This window comes from Clostridium peptidivorans, assembly GCF_900205925.1.
Lineage (GTDB): Bacteria > Bacillota > Clostridia > Clostridiales > Clostridiaceae > Clostridium_AK > Clostridium_AK peptidivorans.
The window spans coordinates 74,501-96,791 of record NZ_OAOD01000002.1 but is presented as its reverse complement, the minus strand read 5'-3'; the positions used below and the strand labels follow the sequence as shown (position 1 = coordinate 96,791).

The window sequence follows — 22,291 nt, the reverse complement described above, 5'->3', positions numbered from 1 at the left end:
GATGATTGCATTTCTGGGACTAATAATAGGTATGATACTAGGACTTGTGCTTAATATAAATATTTCGGATAAGTTTTCTCCATATTTATCTATTGCAATACTAGCTGCACTAGACTCTGTATTTGGAGCTATAAGAGCAAATCTTTCTAAAAACTTTCAAGCAGATATATTTATTTCAGGTTTTTTTGGTAATGCCATTATTGCAGCGGGACTTACATACATTGGAGATAAACTAGGTGTTCCGATATATATAGCAGCTGTAGTAGTATTTGGAGGAAGAATATTTGATAGCTTTGCAATGATAAGAAGAATTCTTATTGAAAAGATAAAATCTCGTCAATGAGGTGAATTAAATGAAAAAAAATGAGGCTAGTATATTTTTATTTATAGCTTCTATTATTATAGGAGTATTGATAGCTACAAATATTAGTTTTTCAAGAGAAAGTCAAATAATGTTAAGCAGTAGAGAATATCAAGATAATTACGCTCATAAAAATCAACTTATAAATGATATTACTGACTTAAATAGACAATATGAAGAATATTCTAATAAGCTTCATAAATATGAGGAAAGTATACAGGATAGAAATAAGATAAGAAATGAAATAATAAAGGAGATAGATTATAATAACGAAATACTTGGTGGAAGTGAAGTACATGGACAGGGCATAGTAATTACACTAAATGATGCTAGTACAGAATTTGTAGAAGATCCTTTTGAGTATCAATTGAAGTTGATACATAATACTGATATGGTACAGGTAATAAATGATTTATTGAACTCTGGTGCAGAAGCTATTTCTATAAATGGAAATAGACTCATAGGTAATTCAAGTATTTATTGCAATGGACCTTTCTTAAGAGTAAATGGTATACAAATAAGTGCTCCTTTTGATATAAAAGCTATAGGAAATAAAGAAACCTTAAAGGCATATATGCTTTCAGATGAAAATTACTTAAAGGCATTGATGTTTAGAGGGATACAAGTAGATGTAGAAGATTCAAATGATATTATAATACCAGCTTTTAATGGGAATTTTAAAAATAAATTTATAAAATCTTTTAAGTAAGTAGATAAATATGAAGGAATTTTGGATTTTGTGAAGAATAATAAAGATTAAAAGGGGATGATAATATGTCTATTGCTGAAAATGTAATAAATATTAATCCTACTATTCCAAAAGGAATTAAACTTGTAGCTGTATCAAAAACAAAGCCATTAGAAGATATGGAACAGGCATATCAATGCGGAATAAGAGATTTTGGAGAAAATAAGGTTCAAGAATTAATGTATAAGGTAGAAAATTTTAATAAAGAAGATGTAATATGGCATTTAATAGGTCATTTGCAGAGAAATAAGGTTAAATTCATTGTGGGAAAAGTTAATCTTATACATTCCTTAGATAGCGTAAAGTTATTAGAAGAAATAGAAAAACAGTATGCTAAGGAAGAGTTAAAAGCTCATGTTCTTATAGAAATAAATATAGGTAGGGAAGAAAATAAGTCTGGGATAATGAAAGAAGACTTAGAAGAACTATTAAATGCTATAGAAAATTGTAACTATGTAAACGTAGAAGGACTTATGACTGTAATACCTATAGGTGATGAAAATTCTTGTAGAGTATATTTTAAAGAGGTTAAAAATATATTCGATAATCTAAGCAAGAGAAATTTTAAAAATATTAAAATGAAATATCTTTCAATGGGAATGACTGGAGATTATAAGATAGCCATAGAAGAAGGTGCTAATATGGTGAGAATAGGTCAAGGCATATTTGGTAAAAGAGATTATACAATTATTAATGCTTAATAGAGGAGGAAATTTACATGGCAGGAAAAGTACTAAATAAGATGATGAGTCTTATAGGACTCGAAGATGAAATAGAGGAATTCGAAGAAGAAGTAGATGAAATGGAAGATGGTATATATGGAAGTGATAATGGAAAGGAAGAATATGAACCTATAATATCGTCTAATTCAAAGAAACAAAATAAGATAGTTAGTATACATACTTCTGTAAATACAAAGGTTTTAATAGTGAAACCTTCTACCTATGATGAGGTGGTAGATATATGCGATCATTTAAAGAATAGAAGGATAGTAGTAGTAAATTCTACAGGATTAGATCCTAAAGTAGGCCAAAGATTGCTAGACTTTATGAGTGGAGCAACTTATGCATTAGGTGGAAATTTAGAAGAAGTGGGATGTAAAATATATATAGTTTCACCTTCTAATGTAGAAGTAGATAGCGAACTTAAAGATGAATTATCGAGTAAAGGGATTTTTAGCTGGAATAAATAAGGCTGGAGGTTTATATGAATTATATTTTGTACAAAATTTTTAGTTTGTTGTTTGTTGTAATGGAATATGCAATATTTGCAGAGATAATACTTTCTTTTGTTATGAGGGGAGTAGAAAATAAATTTACTTATTTTCTACATTCTATTACAGAACCATTACTAGCTCCAGGAAGAAAAATTCAAGAAAAAATTATGCCAGGACTTATGATAGACTTCTCTCCAATAATTGCTTTTTTCATTATATCTATTTTAAGAAAAATTACATTTTCACTTATTGGGCTTTTATAATAATATGATAGATAAAAAAGCATTTTTAAATACCTTGGCATTTGAAGACAAAAATAAAGTTTCAAAGTTATATGAAAGGATATGTTTTTGCTTAAAAACAGGAAGAGAAGTATATACAGAGGAGTTTTATGCTCCAAGTGTTTGGAAACATTTAGAAAATATTAAAGGAGCTTTAGGAGTGAATATAAGCTCTTATGGTATATTTAATGAAGCAGAAAGAAAAGTAGTGGCTTTTTCACAAGGAGAAGTATGGAATTTTCCAATAAGTTTAATTAAGATACAAAATAAATCTGAATTTACTAAGCTAACCCATAGAGATTGTTTAGGAAGTATCTTAGCATTAGGTATAAAAAGGGAAAAGCTCGGAGATTTAATATGTGAAGATTCCTCAGCATATGTGGCAGTATATGAAGAATTGGCAGATTATATAATATATAATTTAAAATCTGTAGGGAATAGTCCATGTATTGTGGAAATAGTTGATATATATACTACACATTTGCCAGAATATAAGTTTAAAGAAGAAAATATAATATCAACTTCCTTTAGATTAGATTCTATTGTAAGTTCTATAACAGGGCTTTCTCGAAGTAAAGCTTTAGATATTATAAAAGAAGGCAAGGTTGTAAAGGATTATAGAATAGAAACTGAAAAAGATAAAATAGTTCAGGAAAACTCGATACTTACTATAAGGGGTTATGGTAAGTATAAAATAGTATCTCAAGTAGGCATTACAGGCAGCGGAAGATTTAAAATATTACTAAAGAAATTTATCTAAAATGAGGTGATCATATGAAAACAACATCTATGGACATAACAAATAAGGAATTTAAGAAGTCTTTTAGAGGATATGATATGGACGAAGTAGAAGAATTCTTAGAAAAGACAGCCGAAGACTATGAAGCTTTGTATAAAGAGAATTCATGTTTAAAAGAAAAAATGAATGCATTACAAGAAAATATTGAACACTATGCAAAAATGGAAGATACAATTCAAAGTACTCTTTTGCTTGCACAAAATGCTTCTGATCAAGCTAGGAAAACAGCTCAAAAGGAAGCAGAACTTGTTGTATTAAATGCCAATGAAACAGCTCAAAGAATTTTAGATAAGGCTCATAATGAAGTGATGAAAATAAATGATGATTTTGAACGAACAAAGCAAGAATTTATAATATTTAAGACAAAGTTTAAAACTTTTATGCAATCTCAATTGGAAGTATTTGATACAATGGAAAAGGATTATATAAGAAATTATAATATAGGTAACTATGTAGAAAAAAATAAAAATGATAGTCTAGTTTTAGAGGAATTAGGAAATAATATAAATATAGAATTAAGTAATGATGAAGACTTTATGAAAAAAGATTTAGAAGAAACTAAAGTTCTTGATTCTGAAGAATTAAATCAAATTAAAAGTTTTTTTGCAGAAAGATAATAAAAAATCTCGCTCGTTAGAGTGAGATTTTTTATTGAAGTTCTATTTATCCTATTATCCAATAGAAAGGGGATAGAAATATGAAAGAACTAAGTGTGAAATTAAGTGATAGAGAATACAAAGTATATATAAGCTCATCTATGGACAGATTTTCGCAAGCTCTAATGGAAAATAAGATAAAAGATAAGGATTCAATGTTTATAATTACAGATAATAAGGTACATTCCATTTATAAAGATATTATTGAAAGGTTTAAAGAACAATATAATGTAAAAGAATATTGTTTTAAGGAAGGGGAAGAAAATAAGAACATAAATACCGTTCAAGGAATATACTCTTTTTTGATAGAACACAATGCAAATAGAAATAGCTTATTAATGGCATTGGGTGGAGGAGTTGTAGGAGACATAGTTGGATTTGTTGCTTCTACTTATATGAGAGGAATAAGATATATAAATATACCAACTACCCTTTTATCTCAAGTAGATAGTTCAGTGGGAGGAAAAGTTGGATATAATTACAATGGATTAAAAAATATAATAGGTAATTTTCATCATCCAGAGTTTGTATATATATCTACAAGTTTTTTAAAAACACTAGAGGAAAAGGAGTTTAAAGGAGGACTAGGAGAAGTAGTAAAATATGCGCTTATAAAAGACAGTGCTCTTTTAAATTTTCTAAATGAAAATTATAAGGGAATATTGGAAAAAGAAACAGATAAAATGATTCATATAATAAAAAGCTGCCTTAAGATAAAATCAGAAATAATAAAAAATGATTTAAATGATACAGGAATAAGGAATATATTGAATTTTGGCCACACAGTAGGTCATGCTATTGAAATAAATTCAGGAGGCAAGTTAACTCATGGAGAAGCTGTAGCACTTGGAATGCTTGCTTCAATAAAGCTTTCTGAAAATATATGTAACCTAAGAAAGGACTTATATAGGAATATTGTTAACTTATACGGAAAGCTAGGGCTTCCTACAAAGTATAAAGTTGACAATTATACTTTATTTATGTATGCTATTAATCATGATAAAAAAAATGATGAAAAAATAAGATTTATATTATTAGAAGACTTAAATGAACCTAAAGTAAAAGTAGAAATAAATAAAAAAGATATTATAAGTGCATTAAAGAATAGCATATCTTGAAGGAGAAAATAATTATGATAATAGGAATTATAGGAGCAATGATTGAGGAAGTAGAGCCAATCATAAATGAAATGAATATAGAAAGAAAGCTTAATAAAGCGCAAATGGAATTTAACCTAGGGAAAATATGGGCACATGATGTGGTAGTTGTTAAAAGTGGTATAGGTAAGGTAAATGCAGCGGTATGTGCACAAATACTTATAGATGAATTTAATGTTGATACAGTTATAAATGTGGGAGTAGCAGGAGGGGTAGGCAAGGATGTACTTCCTGGAGATGTGGTTATTGCAGATAGTTTAGTACAACATGATTGCGATTCAACTGCATTTGGAGAAAGAAAAGGACAAATTCCTAGAATGGATACATTTGATTTTAAATGTCATAATGAATTAGTCTTAAAAGCAAAAGCAGCTTGTGAAAAAGTAAGTGAATGTAAATGTTTTGTAGGAAGAATAGTTACAGGAGATCAGTTTATAGCTGATAGAGACAAAATTATTTGGCTAAGCGAAGAATTTGGTGCTCTTGCATGTGAAATGGAAGGTGGAAGCATTGCTCAAGTTTGCCATTTAAATAATGTGCCTTTTGTAATAATAAGATCTGCATCTGATAATGCTAATAATGGAGCACATATAGAATATGAAAAGTTTAAGCCAATAGCTGTAAAAAATTCTATAGGTATTATTAAGAATATGATAGAAACTATGTAGGTGATAAGGGAATGGAAAATTTATTGGTAGATATAAAAAATGGAGAAAGGATCAAAGTAAAAGTAAAAGATGTAGAGATAGGTGGAAGTGAAAAAATAATAATGTCTGGACCATGTGCAGTAGAAGATTATAATACCATGCTTAAAATTGCAAAGACATTAAAAGGTTTAGGCGTTCATATGTTAAGAGGTGGGGCCTTTAAGCCAAGAACTTCTCCATATTCCTTTCAGGGGCTAAAATTTGAAGGTATGAAAATACTAAATGAAGTAAGCGAAGCTACGGGACTTCCAGTGGTATCTGAAATAATGGATACTCGTGATGTTGAAGAAGGAATAGAGTACGTAGATATGATCCAAATAGGTTCTAGGAACATGTATAATTATAGCCTTTTAAAAGAAGTGGGAAAGGCAAATAAGCCTGTGCTTTTAAAAAGGGGCATGAGTGCGACTTTAGCAGAGTGGATTTACGCAGCAGAATATATTATGGCAGAAGGGAATATGAATGTAGTTCTTTGTGAAAGAGGAATAAGAACATTTGAAAGTTACACAAGAAATACTTTAGATTTAAACAGTGTAGCTGTGATAAAACAAAAATATAGAATACCTGTAATAGTTGACCCAAGTCATGGAACGGGACTTAGAGAACTTGTTTTACCCATGAGTATGGCCGCTTTAGCTGTTGGAGCGGATGGACTTATGATAGAAAGTCATATTCATCCAGATAATTCTGTTTCAGATTCAAGAGAAACAATTTCTATGGAAACTTTAATGAATATAATGAGTAAAATAAAAAATAAAGAACTTTTGTAGTTACTTAGAATATGAGGTTGAAAAAAACTTAAAGTAATTTAAAGTTTCTTTTCAAGAAGCTTTAAATTACTTTAAGAATTTTATTAGAATAATTTAATTTATTAAAGATAAAATAACTATAGTTATAAAAATTCGTATTTAAGGAGAAAGGGGATAATTATAGTTATGGATAAATCTAAATTAGATTATTTTAAAAAAAAGCTTGAGAAAGAAAAAAATAATGTAATAGAAACATTACATTTAATGAAAAGAAATGATACTATAGATTCTAATGTATCATTCTTAACGGAGCTTTCGCTATACGATAATCATCCTTCAGATATGGCAAGTGAAGTATATGATAAAGAAAGAGGATTGGCTTTGAAGGGAAATGAAGTAAATATATTAAATAAAATAAATGATGCATTAAATCGTATAGAAGATAGAACCTATGGAAAATGCCAAGAGTGTGGAAAGGATATAAATGAAGAGAGATTGGAATTTATACCTTATGCAGAGTGCTGTGTAAATTGCCAAAGGCATAATCATAGTGGATTTAATGTAAAACTAGATAGTCGTGCTTTTCAACCTAAAAATAGACCCATAGAAGAAAAGGTAATTCAAAATTTTGATTATACGATAAATGATTATGATGAAGCAGCTTTTGATGGAATGGACTCTTATGATGATGTAGGATTTTTCAATAAAAGAGAAAATATATTTGAAGATGACTATTATGAAGACCATGAAGGTATTGTAGATATTATAGACACTATAAGTAATGAACAATATAGAAAAACTATTGAATAAATAATAGTTAATAGATAATACTTAACACTCAATAAAGCATTTTTAACAAATTGACATAGTTAAGCTGAAATGTAAGTGGGAGTTTTTTATGAATTATATTTAAGTAAGAAATTTATAATTAACTTTATAAATTTCTTACTTAAATAATTATTAAACATTAATTATTAAGTATTAATTATCAACTAAAATAGGGGGTAGGGTGTCATTGGAAGTAATCATAATAATTTTAGGAGTTATATTAGATAGAGTAACTAAAATATGGGCTGTTAAAGAGCTTTCTATGGGAAAAGATTTAATAATAATAAAAGACTTCTTTCAATTCTCGTATTTAGAAAACACGGGAGCGGCTTTTGGAATATTTAGAGATAAAACTATATTCTTAGCCATAATTACGTTTATAATTACAATTGGTGTATTATTCTATTTATTTAAATATAAACCTCAATCATTGATATTAAGATTATCTTTAGCTTTTATCATAAGTGGAGCTATAGGAAACCTTATTGATAGGGCTTATTATAAGTACGTAGTAGATTTTATATTAATACATTATAAAGATATGTATTATTTTCCTACATTTAATGTAGCAGATATATTTGTAACAATTGGAACAGCTTTATTAGCACTTTATGTTATAAAGGAAGAGAAAAATGGAGAATAGAAAATTTTTAATAACTGAAGAAAATAAAAATAAAAGACTTGATACATTTTTGGCAGAAAACTTAGAGGGAAAATCTAGGTCTTTTATACAAGGGCTTATTGAAAAGGAAGAGGTTTCAGTAAACTCTAATATAAAAAAAAGCAATTATAAATTGAGAATAGGTGATGAAGTACAAATAAGTATTCCTGACCCTACTCATCTTAATATAGAACCAGAGGATATACCTATTGATATAATTTATGAAGATAGTGATGTTATAGTAGTGAATAAGCCTCAAGGAATGGTCGTACATCCTGCTCCAGGAAATTATGAAGGCACTTTAGTTAATGCTCTATTAAATCATTGTAGTGACTTGTCTGGAATTAATGGAGTTGCAAGACCTGGAATAGTTCATAGAATAGATAAGGATACTTCAGGAATACTTGTAGTTGCTAAAAATGACAATGCTCATAATAAGCTATCAGAACAATTCAAAGAGCATTCAATTACTAGAGTGTATTTAGCGCTAGTTGAAGGAATAATAAAGGAAGATGAAGGCACAATAGATGAGCCCCTTGCAAGACATCCTAAGGAAAGGATAAAAGTTGCAATAGTACCTGGTGGAAGAAGAGCAGTTACTCATTACAAGGTAATTAAAAGATTTAAAGAGCACACATTAGTAGAGTGTAAATTGGAAACGGGAAGAACTCATCAAATAAGAGTACATATGTGCCATATTGGACATCCGTTAGTGGGTGACCCCGTATATGGATATAAAAAGCAAAAATTCAATTTGGAAGGTCAAATGCTTTATGCTCAAAAACTTGGTTTTATACATCCAAGGACTAATGAATATGTTGAATTTCAGTGCAGTATTCCAAGTTACTTCAAAAATGTATTAGATATTTTAGAAAAACAGTTGAAATAATATTAAATTAATGATATTCTATTTATAGAAATAAGTTTCCTTTAAGTGGTCCTGTGAGATCATAAGGCGCGATATAGGTAGTAGAGTATAAGTGCGTCTTGATACACAGATCAAGACGCTTTTTTATATTTTGTGAAAGGTGGTTAAAAAATGAATTTAAAAGCAGTTATTTTAGACGACAAGGCAATGAAAAGAGCATTAGCTAGAGTATCACATGAAATAATAGAAAAGAACAAAGGTGTAGAAGATATAGTTTTAATAGGAGTAAAGAGAAGAGGAGTACCTCTTGCACAAAGAATAGCTAAAAATATTGAAGAATTTGAAGGGGTTAAGGTTCCGGTAGGAATTGTAGATATCACATTATACAGAGATGATTTAAGTACTATAAATGATGATCCAAATGTAAATAATGATAAAATAGAAGTTGAAATTAAGGATAAAAAGGTAATTATAGTTGACGATGTAATATATACTGGAAGAACAGTAAGAGCTTCTATAGATGCAGTGTTTCATAATGGAAGACCTAATATGATACAGCTTGCAGTTATGGTAGACAGAGGACACAGAGAGCTTCCTATAAGACCAGATTATGTTGGTAAAAATATACCTACATCCCATGAAGAAATAGTTTCAGTAGCAGTAAGTGAAATAGATGGCGAAGATTCAGTAAAAATTTATGAAGTATAAGCTTTTTGTAAGCTAGTATATACTTTTAAATTAGCCCAGAGAGGCTAAAAAAGGGGGAATATGAATGAAAAATTATGTAGATGTAAATGAAAAATTATCTATTTTAAAGACAATACCGTTAAGTTTTCAGCACTTGTTTGCTATGGTAGGGGCTACTATACTTGTACCGATGCTTACAGGCATGAGCCCATCTATAGCGCTCTTTGCTAGTGGTGTTGGAACACTCTTATATATTTTATGTACTAAGGCAAAATTGCCTTCATACATTGGTTCATCCTTTGCGTTCATTGGGCCGATGACTGTTGCATCTTCTGCATACGGGAAGCAAGCAATGCTTTCAGGAGTAATAGCAGCGGGTATCGTATATGTGGTTGTATCATTAATAATTAGTTTTACTGGTACAAATTGGATAAATAAATTACTACCTCCAGTAGTGGTTGGAGCTGTGGTTATAGTTATAGGATTAGGACTCGCAGGGGTTGCAATAAATTGGGCGGGCCTAAACTCAGCCTTTACGGCACCTTCCATGGAAGGTGTGCCAAGATGGGCTTGGATTGCAGTTTCAATGATAACTTTAGGTGTTGGTGTTCTGGGAACTATGTACTTTAAGGGATTCTTAGGAGTAATTCCTATACTTATAGCAATGATAACAGGATATATAGCAGCTTTTATATTAGGAGCAGTTCCAGATGAAAGTATAAATAAGATTTTACAAGCACCATTATTCCACCTGCCACCTTTTATGGCACCAAAGTTTAATTTAAATGCAATGATACTTATGGCACCAGTATCATTTGTTACACTGGCAGAACACATAGGTCACGTTTATGTAGTTAACAATGTAGTTGGGAAAGATTTTACTAAGGATCCAGGTCTGCATAGATCAATACTTGGAGATGGAGTAGCTACAATTTTTGCTGGACTTGCAGGAGGTCCTCCAAATACAACTTATGGAGAAAACATAGGAGTTATGGCTATAACTAGAGTTTATAGTGTGTGGGTAATAGGAGGAGCTGCAATACTTGCAATTATACTTTCCTTTATAGGACCTGTAGCAGCTATAATAGAAACTATGCCAATGCCAATAATGGGAGGAGTAAGTATATTACTCTTCGGAATAATAGCTTCATCAGGATTCAGAGTATTTGTAGAAGATAAAGTTGATTTTAGTAAAAAAAGAAATTTGGTTATATCATCTGTTATAATAGTTTTAGGTATAGGTGGAGCAGCAATTAAGTTTACAGTAAATGGAGCTCCAGTAGAAATAGCAGGTGTAGCTCTTGCAACTTTAGTAGGAATAATATTAAATATAATACTTCCTAAAGTAAGTAAATCAGAAGAAGAAGTACCAAATTCATCAGATGATAAAGAAGCAAAGGCAGTATAATTTATAAATAAGGTACTAGAAGTTTGAAAAAGTGAGGAAGTTTGCATATGCAAACTTCCTTTTTAAATTATTTTATTTGTAGCAATAATTAAAGTTTTGTTATAAAATTAAAAAAGAAATAAAAAAGTTTACATTTAGGAGGTAGCTGATGTTAAGAATTTGGGGAAAACTAATAAAGGATAATAAGATAATTAAAGATAAAGTAGTTGAACTAGTACTAAAAGATACATATCAAGAAGCTTTAAAAGAAGCAGTAACGGAAATATGTAAGGAATTAGATATTGCTAAGCCTTACTGGCTTAATCATAATTTAGAAGAGTATAACAATAGAAATAAAACTTATTTTGATGAAAATAATTTTATTGAAGAAATAAATTTTGATAAATTTGAAATTGAAGAATTGGATGATGAAAGCAAATAGAAAATATAAGATGTAATATTATGGAGGAAAACATATGAATATATAAGAAAAGCTTCAATAAAATTATTGAAGCTTTTCTAAGTTTGGTTTTTCAGGAGTTATATATATAGTTTTATTTGTATAATATATTACCATACCAGGTTTTGCACCATTTGGTTTGTGAACATGACGAGCTTCAGTATAATCTATAGCAACTTTAGAAGAATCTTTAGCCTTACTATAATAAGCTGCTAAATTTGCTGCTTCATCTAATGTGGTTTCAGGTAAATTTCCTTTATGCTTTATAATTACATGTGAACCTGGAATTTCCTTTGTATGAAGCCATATGTCATTTTTATCTGCAAATTTTAGTGTCAAAAAGTCATTTTGAATATTGTTTTTACCAACATATATATCTATACCATCAGAGGATACAAAATGCATCGGTTTACTTTTCTTATCTTTCTTTTTAGAATCCTTTTTGAATTTTATATATCCTGTTTCCATAAGCTCATTTTTAATTTCATCAATGCTATTGTAATCCTCAATATTTAATATATTTGTGAGTACTGATTGAAGATAGCTAATTTCATCTTTAGCGCTTTCTATTTGTATTAATGCAGCCTCTTCGGATTTTTTTAACTTAGTATATTTTTTAAAATAAATTTGTACGTTTTGAGAAGAAGACTTATTTGGATCTAATTTTATTTTAACAAATTCTCCATCTTCACTATAATAATTTAAAACCTCTATACTTTCATCTCCTGGTTTTATATTATATATGTTAGCAGTTAATAGTTCTCCAAATATTCTATATCTATCCTTTTCCTCACACTCTTTTAAGTTATTTTTAAGTATATCTAATTTTTTTAAACATCTATCTAAATTTGTATTTACAAGCTTTTGTAAATTAGAAGTTCTACTAGATAATCTATCATCTTTATCCTTTTCAGCATAGTATCTATCTAAAAGCTTTGAAGGAGAAGTGTATTCTATCACATCATAATCATTCATGTAAGTTAGCTTAATGCAGTGAAAATCTTTCAAATGATTTTCTAGAGAATATGTTGCAAAATAAAAGTTTTTATTGTATAAATTACTAAATTGCTTATATACATAATCATTTATGACATTTAAGTTTTCTAAGGAAAGAGTAATATTTTCTAAGGTTAATCTATTATGTAGTTCTTTAGATAATCCAGTACTTACTCCTGTAAATACTTTAGAAAAGAAATTTTTATCTATTTTTAGTTCTGATTCAGTAACAAATTTAAATAAATCTTCGTATGAATAGTTAAATGGATTTAGTTTTTCTGAAGAAGGTGGATATACAAACTTTATTCCAGGATAAAGACATCTAATGCTATTTATATCTGGAGTAATATGTTTTATGCTATCCATTATCATATTATCCTTAGCACGTACTAAAGTTATATTGCTATGCCTTCCCATTATTTCAATTACTAAAGTATAAATGCTGTCAAAACCAAATTCATCTTTGCTTTGAAAATCCAAAAATAACACTCTATCTGATTCAAGTTGTCGAACATCTACAATTCGAGAAGTGGTTAAATATTTTCTTAAAAGCATACAAAACATAGGTGGAGACATTGGATTTTCTTTTGCTATATCTGTAAAATGAATTCTAGGATACACAGCACTAGCACTTATAAGAAGCTTAAAACTTACTCTATCCTTTTTTATGGATAATAGTAGTTCATCTTTTTCAGGTTGATTTATTTTTTCTACTTTGCCTCCAGTGATTTTATCCTTAAGTTCTTGAGAGAGGCTATATAAAAAAATACCGTCTAATGCCAAAGTAATCATCCTTTCAAAACAATGTGTGAGTAAAGGTAAATTATGGCCTTTTCTCGTAGTATATAGTATAACATTATAAAAATTTAAAATAAAGATATATTTAATCATTGATATTATTTACATAAAGTAGTAAACTATTTTTGATATTTTTAGGAGGTAGCAATTATGAAATTTGTAAAAATGCATGGAAATGGGAATGATTTTATCGTTATTGATGATATTAATGGTATATATAAAGAAAAGTATGGGGATATAGCTAAAAAGTTATGTGATAGACATTTTGGAATAGGTGCAGATGGGCTTATTATTGTAACTAAAAGCACTATAGCTTCTATACAAATGATAATAATCAATGCAGATGGATCTTATGCATCTATGTGTGGTAATGGAATAAGATGCTTTGCAAAGTATGTATATGATAAAGAAATAGTAAAAGAAAAAAATATGAAAATAGAAACAGGAGATGGAATTAAAGAAGCATTTTTAGAAATTAGTAATGGGAAAGCAGTTAATATAAAAATAGATATGGGAATTCCGTCTTTTAGTCCTAAGCATATACCAGCAAATAGTGATAATGAAATAATTGAAAAAGAGTTGCAAATAAATGATAGAGCATACACAATAACCTCATTACTTATGGGAGTTCCTCATACTATTATAATAGGAAAATTAGAGGATTTTGATGTAGTAGAAGGTAGAGCTATAGAAAAATTTCACTTGTTTCCTAAAGGAACAAATGTTAATTTTTGTGAAGTTGTGGATAGAGAAAACATCAAAGTTAAAACGTGGGAAAGAGGAGCAGGGCCTACTTTAGCTTGTGGTACAGGAAGCTGTGCAGCTGTTATTGCATGCAATAAATTAGGTCTTGTAAGTTCAAAAGTGCGAGTAGAATTGCCAGGAGGAAGACTTGACATAGAAGTTGATCCTTTAGGAGTGTTTATGAAGGGACCTGCTGAAACAGTATTTGTAGGAGAGTATAAATTAGAGTAATGACGCTTATTAAAAGATACATTTTATTAGTTACACTGATATTTCTAATGATAGTTACTTGTTCTTGTACTAATAAAAAAGCAGATGATAATGTTTCACAAGTAGTTTTACCTAAATATCCTACAGTTTCTATATTAAGAAGTGAAGAAAATAATATAAGTATTCTTGAAGAAAAAGAACTATCTTTAAAAAGCATAGACAAATTGAAAAATATAAGTGATATAAAATATAATAATGAAAACAAGGTATATGTGTCTAAAGAGGTAATTTCTAAAGGGAAAAATTTTAATAAAAGTATCATTAAAATATTAAGTTTAAATGGAGAAAAAGTTTTACAGGAGTTTTATGCTGCTGAGGATATGAAGCTATCTCCTAATGCTAACTATTTAGCATATAGGAGCTTTAAAGAAGATTCACTAGATAGTGCAGAAGGGCTTAAAATATACGATATAAAGGGAAATAAACCTGTTTTGCTTAAAAATCAAACATTAGTATCTGGAAATTTATATGCATGGCTAAATGAAGATGAAATATTATACTACGGAGCATCAGAGGACAAAGGTACAAATGTTTTTAAATACAATATAAAGAATCAAGAAGAAACAGTATATACACCTGTACTTAACGGATATTGTAAATTTTTTATATGTTTTGATGGAAATCTACTTATGCTTTTCGATAATGGTGAATCAAATAATTTAATGATATATAATAAAAGTGACAACTCCTTAAAAAAATTAGATACAAATTTTCAAATTATATATGATGGAGTATATAATAAAAAACAAAAAGAAATATTTTTAATTGCAGCTGATAATCAAGAGGAAGTTAATTTATTTAAATTATCTCTAGATGATTTAAGTTTAAGCAAGGTAAATTATGATTTCCCTAAATTTGTTGATCCAAATGGAGGATTAGCTTTAGACGATAGAGGATTTATATATTATTTAGGATATTCTGAAGATACTAAGTTAAAAAATGATGTGTTTTTATATAATGAAGATGAAAATTCTAATATATTAATTTCGGATGAACCGTCATATTATAAAATAGCAAGTGAATAATAAGAGAAGTGACCTATTTATATGATTTTTAAAGAATTATATAAATAAAGTCACTTTTTTTGTTTCAGCTGATTATTTTAAAAGATAATGGATAGTATCTTAAATGGATAATAAAGGAAGGTGAATATTTTGGAATTAAGGTATATAGATGTAGACACGTTGAAAATAAGTAGCGAGGCACTTAAGCTTATACCTATGAATATTTCACGGAGATACTCAATATTACCCTTTAAAATTATTGAGGATACGCTCCAGCTAATTTCATCAGAAGATTTGAATGCTTATGCAATAGAAGAAGTAAAATTTGTTTCTAAAAAGAATATAGAAGTATTTAAAGGGGATAAAGAAAAAGTCTTAAATTTAATATATAAAAGTTATGAAGTAAAAGAAGTACAAGAGGCAGTATATAAACTAAATGAAGAAAAAGATAGCAAAAATCAACTTATTAAACAGGAGAATTTAAATTCTCCAATTATAAAAATTGTAAATTATATTATAAACGAAGCTATACTTAAAAAGTCAAGTGACATACATTTAGAACCTAATGACCATAATGTTATTATACGATTTAGGATAGATGGAGTTTTATATAAGGCACAGGAAATACCGAAGGATATATTTAATCAAATTATAATAAGAATAAAGATACTAAGTAATTTAGATATTACAGAAAAGAAGATACCTCAAGATGGAAAATTTGAACACGAAATAAATTCTAAAATTTATGATATAAGAGTTTCAAGTATGCCAACAATTTATGGAGAAAAATTGGCTTTAAGAATTCTCTATAAAGATAATGAAAATATATCTCTTTCAAAATTAGGATTTGACAAGAAGGGTTTAAAACTAATAAAGAGTTTTTTGAGTATTCCTTATGGGATGATACTTGTTACAGGACCTACGGGGAGCGGAAAGACTACCACCTTATATTCAATGATAAATGAGATGGATAAGGAACACAAAAACATAATTACTATAGAGGACCCAGTAGAGTATTATGTGAAAGATATAAATCAAATAAATGTAAATAATAAAACAGGACTTACTTTTACAACGGGACTAAAAAGTATATTAAGGCAAGACCCTGATGTAATATTGGTAGGAGAAATAAGAGATGAAGAAACGGCGCAAATAGCAGTGAGGGCAGCAATAACAGGGCATTTAGTTTTTTCTACATTACATACTAGTGACATACCGTCTTCTGTTTTAAGGCTTTTAGATATGAAAGTGCCGCCTTATTTAGTAGCAAATGCACTTGTAGGAGTTATATCTCAAAGACTTATAAGAAAACTATGTCCTCATTGTAAAAATATAAATAATAAGTATGAATGCCCATATTGTAATAGAACTGGATATAGTGGAAGAACTGCAGCCTATGAAGCTATCAGAATAGATGAAAATCATAAAAAAATAATTACTAAGAACTTTTCCATAGATGAATTTAATAAGTATAATGCTTCGCTAAATTATATACCCCTTAAAGAAAATGCATTAAACCTTGTAAATCTAGGAGTAACAAGTTTTAATGAAGTGAAAAAGCTATAGGGGCGGTGAATAAATTGTATAGTTACAAAGCTGTAAAATTAGATGGCAAATATAAAAAAGGAATATTTAGGGCAAAAGATGTTGGAGAGCTTGAATATGATTTAAGAAAAAATGGATGGTATCTCTTAGGGTATAAAAGAAAAATTGATTTATTAAATGTTAATAAAAAAATAAATAAAAATACTTTATATATGCTATGTAAAAGCCTTGAAACATTATTAAGGTCAGGAATAAATTTAATTCAAGCTATAAATTTAATATCAGATAAGACAAAAAATAAAAAGTTAAAGGAAAGTTTATATAAAATAAGAGATGACATTTTAAAAGGAGAAAGTCTTTATTCTTCTTTAAAGCTTCAAGAAAATATATATCCATCACTTTTTATAGAAATGATATTTGCTGGAGAACAGAGTGGTAAACTTGTAGAAATATTAAATAATCTAGCAATGCATTATAAAGAAGAGATGAAACTTACACAAAAAATAAAAAAAGCATTTATATATCCCTTCATAGTTTTTATAACATCAATATGCATTACATCATTTCTTATAACAAATATACTTCCTGAATTTTTGCAAACATTAAAAGATCTCGGTGGACAAATTCCTGCATATACAAAGATTATAATATTTCTATTCCAAGAAACATACAACAATATTTTTCTTATCCTACTAATTTTACTTTTTATATCTGTAGGAATCAAATCAAAATTAATAAATAAAATAAAGGATTTTAAAGGAGTAACATATGGTATACCATATGTTGGAACTTTGTTTAGGAGCTATGAGCTCCAAAAAATATTTTATTATCTAGGCTTTTTATTCTTATCGGGCATAGATATATTGAGTTCTTTGGAAAAACTTCAAAGTTCATTAAACAGTATATTTTTTAAAGAAAAGATATTAAAAGTACTTAATCTGCTTAAAAGTGGAAAGTCTATTTCAGAGGCTTTTGAAAAGTTAAATTTAATTGATAAAGAAAAGATCATTATGCTAGAAGTAGGAGAGGAAGCGGGAAATATAGAAGAAATGTTGCTAAAAATAGCAGATATGTATTTACAGGAAATTTATGAAAAAGTAGATAAATTATCTATATATTTAGAGCCTGTAATGATAATTATAGTTTCTTTTATGGTAGGAAGTATAGTCATAGGACTTTTGATACCTATGATAAATATTATGGATTTAATAGCTTATTAAATTAAGTAGGAGGTAGTAAAGATGAACAAGAAAAGTATCAAAAATATAATTAGGAAGGGAGGTGTAAAGAAAGGCTTCACGTTAATAGAGCTCTTAATAGTGATTTCAATTGCGCTTATACTTATGAGCTTTATGCTTCCAAAATTTAATGGATACATGACAAAAGCTAAGGATTTAAAGGCTGAAAATGAAGCACAACAAATATATACAGCGGCTATGGCAAGTTATGGAGAAAGAGGAGGAAAGTTTGCTGAAGAAGAAATAGAGAGAGATATTGAAAATCTTGTAGGAAATGTATCAGGTTTATCTGCTTCAATAAGCAGTGAAATACTCACAATAAAGTTCACATTGGATAATAAGCAATATTCTTTAATTATAGACCCTAAAGAGAACAATTATGAATTAAGTCCTACTAAGGATATTACAGGCGAAGAAAATGGTGGGGTATAAAATAATATTAGCAAAGAGGCGAGCTAGTCATTGAAAACATTTAAGAGAGGTTTTACCTTAATAGAAATATTAATGGTTATGAGTATAATAGGAATTTTAATATCCTATGGAATGTTTAAACATACTTACTTTGTGAAGCTACAGAATAGAGTGGATTATAAGTTTTGTAATAACTCCATACTAAATATAATAAACAATTCAAAAGAGTACTGTAGGGAAAATAAGATAACTGGATTATTAAAATTCAATAAGCATAATGGCACTATAGTCCTAAGCTGCAGCGATATACCAATATATAGATATAGTATCCCTAATAATTTTAAATTTACTTATATAAATGCTTCTGACAATATTATTTTAATTGATAATTTAGGGTTTACCACAAGCGCTTGCACAATTAAATATTTAGATAGAATGGAGGTAGAACATGTACTTTCATTATGCGTGGGGACAGCCCATGTTCAAATCAAATAAAAAAGGTTTTTCAATAATAGAAGTATTGTGCAGTATATGTATATTATCTATAACTATAGCTGTGAATACATCAATGATAATAAATAGTTTAAGGATAAAAAATCATAATGACAATTTGCAAAAGTATTCTTATTTTACAGAGGCACTAAAGAATAATTTAGTATACAATTTGGAATTTGAAAATCTTAAGTCTTTGGAGAATAAGAAACTATATATTTATGAAAATGATTTTAAGATAGATATTTTAAAGGAAAATAGACTAAGTGAAATAATGAAATCTACACCTCCAAACACTAAAGCTTACATAGAACTAATAGCAAATGAAGAAGAAGAAAATTATATAATTTCTATTAAACTATATTATCCAGAAGAAAAGATAAATATAAGGACAGCATGGCAAGGAAAAAAAGAGGATTTACCCTTATAGAGCTCATAATATCATTGGCTCTAATAGGAATTATAAGTTTAATAGGAATTAAAAATTTGGCATTAAATAATAAGATTTATTATATGGAGGTAAATAAAGATTTAGAGGAGTTTTACATAAATGAAGCTTTTATATTTATAGGATATAAAATTAATAAAAGTACAAGTGTAGAAAGAGCAAGTAAGAATGGAAGAAGTATGATAAAACTTACCTCTGACAGGCAAAGTTTTATTGAGCTTTATGGAAGTACACTTATTATAGCCTATGATACTGAGTATCCTATGAATTATAATAACATTATGTATAGTATAAAAGGGTTTAATGTTGAAGAAAAAGGTAATGTGATTTATATAAAAATAATAGACAAATATGGAGATGAATATGAAAGGTGTTTTGGTAAAAAAGGAACAGGGATTTATCTTAATTTACACAATGCTAATATGTACAGTTTGCATTTTAATAGGATTTTATATGTTTAAACTGCAGTGTATGAGAGCTGTAAATATTAATCATTATATAAAATATATAGAAGTGTATTAATAAGGGCAGGTGAAATATAATTGTTAAAAAAGAATAAACTTGTAGAGTTAGATAGTAAATGTTTTTATTATAAAAAGGATAAAGAAAATGGAGAAAGTGTCATACCATTAGAACAAATAAAATATGTAGATATAAAAAGAAGGAATATCTATGTTTTAGTGAAGGGAGAAGAAGTTCTTATAAAAAAATTTACTCTCCCAAATGTAAAGGACAAATATATATTAGAGCAAATGATAGAAAGGGAAATCATATATTATTTCAAAGATATTACTAATATGTGTTATTCTTATTCTATATATGGGGGAAGTAAAAACACTCTAGAGATAATGGTTTTTTGTTTGAATTGCAATGGAATGAGTAAGATAAAAGATATAGCTTTCAAAAATAATATAAAGGCAGTATGGATTATTCAAAATACTTTTTTAGAATATTTTCATAACCATATAATTCAGAGAGAATTTATTTTTATATGTAATTATGAAAATAACTTATATTTAGTCGCATGTAAAGATGACTGTATTATAGCTACTAAAACGTTAAGATTATCGTTAAACAAAATGGAGCTAAATTATATTTTAGAAGATTTTTTAAAAGAATGCCATGAAAAAGATTTACTTATGAATGATATAAATCTATATGTAGCAAATATTGAAACTGAACACCTAAAGCCATTAGATAAAAACTATAACTGTATTGATTTAGGAGTTATTGATAAAGAAGAATTTAAGGCTCATATGGAAAGAAGGTTAAAGGTGTGATTAAATTAAATTTTACACCTTTATGGTATGTAAAAATAAGAAGAAATAAATTATTCAAATTGTATAAAAATATAACAATTATCCTAGAGATAATTTTAATATTAAGCTCTTTAATCTTTATAGTTACATTTGTTAATAGGAATTCTTTAAATAGTGAAAGTAAAGAAATAACTAATAAAATAGGAAGTTTGGTTTCATCTGAAACTGATAAATATAATTTAAAGCTCATGGAAATACTTGACATGAAATTATCTAAGAATATCAATTATTCAGAAATAACCTTAGAAAATAGTACCATATTTATTGATTTTAAATATGCGGATCAAAGAAGTTATACAGATAATTTAAAATTACTTGAAGAAATAAAAGGATTTAAGATCACTTTTATAGGAGCACCAACGCAAAATGAAAAAGGAACATATTATAGGATAGGGATGAAAAAAGATGAAAAGTAGTAATTACAAGATAAGTATAATAAAATTTATTTTATCTTTGTTGATTATAATATATATGAGTTATAATATATATGTAAATATAAATTATATAATATACTATAAAAATGTAATTAGTAAAAATAAGTCGTTATATTCTACATTAATAAATAATACGAAACACAAAGAAGAAAACTGTAGTGAAATTTTAGAAAAAATCAGTAAAGAAAAAAACTGTATATTATCAAAGGTAACAAAAGATGATAGTAAAAATGTGTTAGAAGTTAATGTGTCTTATATAGGGAAGCTAGAAGAACTTAAAGAGTTCATTTTGAAGACTTCTAAAGAAAAAAATTTTCAGGATATAAAATACATTCATATTTACAATAATATACCCAAAGTGCAGTCGGAATTACATATTACATTTAAAATATAAATTTTAATGTGAATAAAGGCGGGAATATATGAACATAATATTAATGGGTATGCCAGCAAGTGGCAAAACCACTACGGGTAAGATATTAGCTAAAAAGTTAAATTGTGATTTTTTTGATACAGATACTATAATTGAATTTAGAGAAAAACAAAGCATAAAGTTTTTGTTTAAGAATTTTGGAGAAGATTACTTTAGAAGAAAAGAAATTGAATTAATAAATGAGTTCATTGAAAATAAAATAGATAATACAGTAATAGCAACAGGAGGGGGACTTTCTGTATATTGTGACAATTTAAGTAAGTTGAAAAAATTAGGAACAACTGTATTTTTAAATTTACCTATAGAAATTCTTATAAAACGAAATATGAAAAGTAATAACAGACCACTTTTGATTGAAGACATAGCAGCCAATACTAAAAAGTTATATAATAAAAGAATAAGTATTTACAAGAATGCAGATGTAATAATTGACACAAAAACATTAGGAAAACAAGCTATAGCAGACTATATAATTAAGAATATAAAAAATGCTAATTTACATAAGTAAATATTGAAATATGAAATATTTATCATTATTATTTGCAAATAATCACAACTTTTGATAAAATATCATTGTTGCGCAGAAAAGGACTT

The 22,291-nt window shown here is 27.9% G+C and carries 29 protein-coding genes; 28 read left to right on the top strand and 1 reads right to left on the bottom strand.

The annotated features are described in order from the left end of the window. The first annotated feature begins 1 nt into the window (after position 1). The 16 genes from CRN98_RS02245 (at position 2) to CRN98_RS02170 (ending at position 11,547) form a co-directional block, all read left to right on the top strand. A complete protein-coding gene (locus CRN98_RS02245) occupies positions 2-343 on the top strand; it encodes a small basic family protein (protein ID WP_035310934.1) in 342 nt (113 codons plus the stop codon). 10 nt (positions 344-353) lie between these two features. Next, a complete protein-coding gene (locus CRN98_RS02240; RefSeq protein WP_097025798.1) occupies positions 354-1,070 on the top strand; it encodes a DUF881 domain-containing protein in 717 nt (238 codons plus the stop codon). A gap of 65 nt (positions 1,071-1,135) precedes the next feature. Then, positions 1,136-1,810, top strand: coding sequence for a YggS family pyridoxal phosphate-dependent enzyme (locus tag CRN98_RS02235; RefSeq protein WP_097025797.1), 675 nt, complete (start codon positions 1,136-1,138; stop codon positions 1,808-1,810). Positions 1,811-1,827: 17 nt separating this feature from the next. Next, a complete protein-coding gene (locus CRN98_RS02230) occupies positions 1,828-2,301 on the top strand; it encodes a cell division protein SepF (RefSeq protein ID WP_097025796.1) in 474 nt (157 codons plus the stop codon). Positions 2,302-2,315: 14 nt separating this feature from the next. Further along, positions 2,316-2,588, top strand: coding sequence for a YggT family protein (locus tag CRN98_RS02225; RefSeq protein WP_097025795.1), 273 nt, complete (start codon positions 2,316-2,318; stop codon positions 2,586-2,588). A 4-nt stretch (positions 2,589-2,592) separates the two neighbouring features. Continuing rightward, a complete protein-coding gene (locus CRN98_RS02220; RefSeq protein ID WP_097025794.1) occupies positions 2,593-3,366 on the top strand; it encodes a YlmH family RNA-binding protein in 774 nt (257 codons plus the stop codon). A 14-nt stretch (positions 3,367-3,380) separates the two neighbouring features. Beyond that, on the top strand, positions 3,381-4,022 hold the full coding sequence (locus CRN98_RS02215) for a DivIVA domain-containing protein (RefSeq protein WP_097025793.1): 642 nt from the start codon (positions 3,381-3,383) through the stop codon (positions 4,020-4,022). A gap of 80 nt (positions 4,023-4,102) precedes the next feature. Further along, positions 4,103-5,179, top strand: coding sequence for a 3-dehydroquinate synthase (aroB, locus tag CRN98_RS02210; protein ID WP_097025792.1), 1,077 nt, complete (start codon positions 4,103-4,105; stop codon positions 5,177-5,179). Between the two features lie 14 nt (positions 5,180-5,193). Continuing rightward, positions 5,194-5,886: a 5'-methylthioadenosine/adenosylhomocysteine nucleosidase gene (locus tag CRN98_RS02205; protein WP_097025791.1), complete on the top strand. Its 693-nt coding sequence runs from the start codon at positions 5,194-5,196 to the stop codon at positions 5,884-5,886. An 11-nt stretch (positions 5,887-5,897) separates the two neighbouring features. Continuing rightward, positions 5,898-6,695 (top strand): 3-deoxy-7-phosphoheptulonate synthase, encoded by a 798-nt coding sequence (aroF, locus tag CRN98_RS02200; RefSeq protein WP_097025790.1) that lies wholly within the window; start codon positions 5,898-5,900, stop codon positions 6,693-6,695. A 165-nt stretch (positions 6,696-6,860) separates the two neighbouring features. Then, positions 6,861-7,484 (top strand): TraR/DksA C4-type zinc finger protein, encoded by a 624-nt coding sequence (locus tag CRN98_RS02195; protein ID WP_097025789.1) that lies wholly within the window; start codon positions 6,861-6,863, stop codon positions 7,482-7,484. A 205-nt stretch (positions 7,485-7,689) separates the two neighbouring features. Then, positions 7,690-8,145, top strand: coding sequence for a signal peptidase II (gene lspA, locus CRN98_RS02190; RefSeq protein WP_097025788.1), 456 nt, complete (start codon positions 7,690-7,692; stop codon positions 8,143-8,145). Further along, entirely contained in the window at positions 8,135-9,052 is a 918-nt protein-coding gene (locus CRN98_RS02185) for an RluA family pseudouridine synthase (RefSeq protein ID WP_097025787.1), read from the top strand. Before lspA ends, CRN98_RS02185 begins: the two co-directional genes overlap by 11 nt. Before the next feature lie 150 nt (positions 9,053-9,202). Then, positions 9,203-9,739 carry a bifunctional pyr operon transcriptional regulator/uracil phosphoribosyltransferase PyrR gene (gene pyrR / locus CRN98_RS02180; protein WP_097025786.1) on the top strand — a complete coding sequence of 179 codons (537 nt, stop codon included), beginning with the start codon at positions 9,203-9,205 and terminating at the stop codon, positions 9,737-9,739. A 64-nt stretch (positions 9,740-9,803) separates the two neighbouring features. Beyond that, a complete protein-coding gene (uraA, locus tag CRN98_RS02175; RefSeq protein ID WP_097025785.1) occupies positions 9,804-11,126 on the top strand; it encodes a uracil permease in 1,323 nt (440 codons plus the stop codon). Positions 11,127-11,274: 148 nt separating this feature from the next. After that, positions 11,275-11,547 carry a hypothetical protein gene (locus CRN98_RS02170; RefSeq protein WP_179631876.1) on the top strand — a complete coding sequence of 91 codons (273 nt, stop codon included), beginning with the start codon at positions 11,275-11,277 and terminating at the stop codon, positions 11,545-11,547. A 63-nt stretch (positions 11,548-11,610) separates the two neighbouring features. Here CRN98_RS02170 and CRN98_RS02165 read toward each other — a convergent pair whose 3' ends face one another. Next, entirely contained in the window at positions 11,611-13,344 is a 1,734-nt protein-coding gene (locus CRN98_RS02165; protein WP_097025783.1) for an Rqc2 family fibronectin-binding protein, read from the bottom strand. Between the two features lie 165 nt (positions 13,345-13,509). On the opposite strand from CRN98_RS02165, the gene dapF reads away from it, so the two are divergent. From dapF to CRN98_RS02105, 12 genes are all read left to right on the top strand, one after another. Further along, on the top strand, positions 13,510-14,334 hold the full coding sequence (gene dapF, locus CRN98_RS02160; protein WP_097025782.1) for a diaminopimelate epimerase: 825 nt from the start codon (positions 13,510-13,512) through the stop codon (positions 14,332-14,334). Positions 14,335-14,381: 47 nt separating this feature from the next. Next, positions 14,382-15,398 (top strand): hypothetical protein, encoded by a 1,017-nt coding sequence (locus CRN98_RS02155; protein WP_179631875.1) that lies wholly within the window; start codon positions 14,382-14,384, stop codon positions 15,396-15,398. 129 nt (positions 15,399-15,527) lie between these two features. Further along, on the top strand, positions 15,528-16,943 hold the full coding sequence (locus CRN98_RS02150; protein ID WP_179631874.1) for a GspE/PulE family protein: 1,416 nt from the start codon (positions 15,528-15,530) through the stop codon (positions 16,941-16,943). A 14-nt stretch (positions 16,944-16,957) separates the two neighbouring features. Next, entirely contained in the window at positions 16,958-18,142 is a 1,185-nt protein-coding gene (locus tag CRN98_RS02145; RefSeq protein WP_097025779.1) for a type II secretion system F family protein, read from the top strand. Between the two features lie 21 nt (positions 18,143-18,163). Beyond that, the gene (locus CRN98_RS02140) at positions 18,164-18,592 is read left to right on the top strand and encodes a type II secretion system protein (protein WP_097025778.1); all 429 of its coding nucleotides are present in this window, start codon (positions 18,164-18,166) and stop codon (positions 18,590-18,592) included. A gap of 30 nt (positions 18,593-18,622) precedes the next feature. Then, entirely contained in the window at positions 18,623-19,066 is a 444-nt protein-coding gene (locus CRN98_RS02135; RefSeq protein ID WP_097025777.1) for a type II secretion system protein, read from the top strand. Beyond that, positions 19,050-19,493, top strand: a complete 444-nt coding sequence (locus CRN98_RS02130) for a type IV pilus modification PilV family protein (protein ID WP_097025776.1) — start codon at positions 19,050-19,052, stop codon at positions 19,491-19,493. The genes CRN98_RS02135 and CRN98_RS02130 overlap by 17 nt, the downstream gene beginning before the upstream one ends. After that, positions 19,460-19,972 (top strand): type II secretion system protein, encoded by a 513-nt coding sequence (locus tag CRN98_RS02125; protein WP_097025775.1) that lies wholly within the window; start codon positions 19,460-19,462, stop codon positions 19,970-19,972. Before CRN98_RS02130 ends, CRN98_RS02125 begins: the two co-directional genes overlap by 34 nt. Positions 19,973-20,053: 81 nt before the next feature. Next, entirely contained in the window at positions 20,054-20,791 is a 738-nt protein-coding gene (locus CRN98_RS02120) for a hypothetical protein (protein WP_097025774.1), read from the top strand. Beyond that, on the top strand, positions 20,788-21,246 hold the full coding sequence (locus CRN98_RS02115) for a hypothetical protein (RefSeq protein ID WP_097025773.1): 459 nt from the start codon (positions 20,788-20,790) through the stop codon (positions 21,244-21,246). Before CRN98_RS02120 ends, CRN98_RS02115 begins: the two co-directional genes overlap by 4 nt. Further along, complete coding sequence (locus CRN98_RS02110) at positions 21,236-21,658, top strand: hypothetical protein (protein ID WP_097025772.1); 423 nt, start codon at positions 21,236-21,238, stop codon at positions 21,656-21,658. Before CRN98_RS02115 ends, CRN98_RS02110 begins: the two co-directional genes overlap by 11 nt. Positions 21,659-21,686: 28 nt before the next feature. Beyond that, positions 21,687-22,205, top strand: a complete 519-nt coding sequence (locus tag CRN98_RS02105) for a shikimate kinase (protein WP_097025771.1) — start codon at positions 21,687-21,689, stop codon at positions 22,203-22,205. Positions 22,206-22,291 lie beyond the last annotated feature (86 nt).

Excerpts from the sequence above, each read along its gene's own strand:
- CRN98_RS02245 (WP_035310934.1), top strand. The coding sequence starts at position 2 with ATGATTGCATTTCTGGGACTAATAATAGGTATGATACTAGGACTTGTG.
- CRN98_RS02240 (WP_097025798.1), top strand. The coding sequence starts at position 354 with ATGAAAAAAAATGAGGCTAGTATATTTTTATTTATAGCTTCTATTATT.
- CRN98_RS02235 (WP_097025797.1), top strand. The coding sequence starts at position 1,136 with ATGTCTATTGCTGAAAATGTAATAAATATTAATCCTACTATTCCAAAA.
- CRN98_RS02230 (WP_097025796.1), top strand. The coding sequence starts at position 1,828 with ATGGCAGGAAAAGTACTAAATAAGATGATGAGTCTTATAGGACTCGAA.
- CRN98_RS02225 (WP_097025795.1), top strand. The coding sequence starts at position 2,316 with ATGAATTATATTTTGTACAAAATTTTTAGTTTGTTGTTTGTTGTAATG.
- CRN98_RS02220 (WP_097025794.1), top strand. The coding sequence starts at position 2,593 with ATGATAGATAAAAAAGCATTTTTAAATACCTTGGCATTTGAAGACAAA.
- CRN98_RS02215 (WP_097025793.1), top strand. The coding sequence starts at position 3,381 with ATGAAAACAACATCTATGGACATAACAAATAAGGAATTTAAGAAGTCT.
- aroB (WP_097025792.1), top strand. The coding sequence starts at position 4,103 with ATGAAAGAACTAAGTGTGAAATTAAGTGATAGAGAATACAAAGTATAT.
- CRN98_RS02205 (WP_097025791.1), top strand. The coding sequence starts at position 5,194 with ATGATAATAGGAATTATAGGAGCAATGATTGAGGAAGTAGAGCCAATC.
- aroF (WP_097025790.1), top strand. The coding sequence starts at position 5,898 with ATGGAAAATTTATTGGTAGATATAAAAAATGGAGAAAGGATCAAAGTA.
- CRN98_RS02195 (WP_097025789.1), top strand. The coding sequence starts at position 6,861 with ATGGATAAATCTAAATTAGATTATTTTAAAAAAAAGCTTGAGAAAGAA.
- CRN98_RS02185 (WP_097025787.1), top strand. The coding sequence starts at position 8,135 with ATGGAGAATAGAAAATTTTTAATAACTGAAGAAAATAAAAATAAAAGA.
- pyrR (WP_097025786.1), top strand. The coding sequence starts at position 9,203 with ATGAATTTAAAAGCAGTTATTTTAGACGACAAGGCAATGAAAAGAGCA.
- uraA (WP_097025785.1), top strand. The coding sequence starts at position 9,804 with ATGAAAAATTATGTAGATGTAAATGAAAAATTATCTATTTTAAAGACA.
- CRN98_RS02170 (WP_179631876.1), top strand. The coding sequence starts at position 11,275 with ATGTTAAGAATTTGGGGAAAACTAATAAAGGATAATAAGATAATTAAA.
- dapF (WP_097025782.1), top strand. The coding sequence starts at position 13,510 with ATGAAATTTGTAAAAATGCATGGAAATGGGAATGATTTTATCGTTATT.
- CRN98_RS02155 (WP_179631875.1), top strand. The coding sequence starts at position 14,382 with ATGATAGTTACTTGTTCTTGTACTAATAAAAAAGCAGATGATAATGTT.
- CRN98_RS02140 (WP_097025778.1), top strand. The coding sequence starts at position 18,164 with ATGAACAAGAAAAGTATCAAAAATATAATTAGGAAGGGAGGTGTAAAG.
- CRN98_RS02130 (WP_097025776.1), top strand. The coding sequence starts at position 19,050 with ATGTTCAAATCAAATAAAAAAGGTTTTTCAATAATAGAAGTATTGTGC.
- CRN98_RS02125 (WP_097025775.1), top strand. The coding sequence starts at position 19,460 with ATGGCAAGGAAAAAAAGAGGATTTACCCTTATAGAGCTCATAATATCA.
- CRN98_RS02110 (WP_097025772.1), top strand. The coding sequence starts at position 21,236 with ATGAAAAGTAGTAATTACAAGATAAGTATAATAAAATTTATTTTATCT.
- CRN98_RS02105 (WP_097025771.1), top strand. The coding sequence starts at position 21,687 with ATGAACATAATATTAATGGGTATGCCAGCAAGTGGCAAAACCACTACG.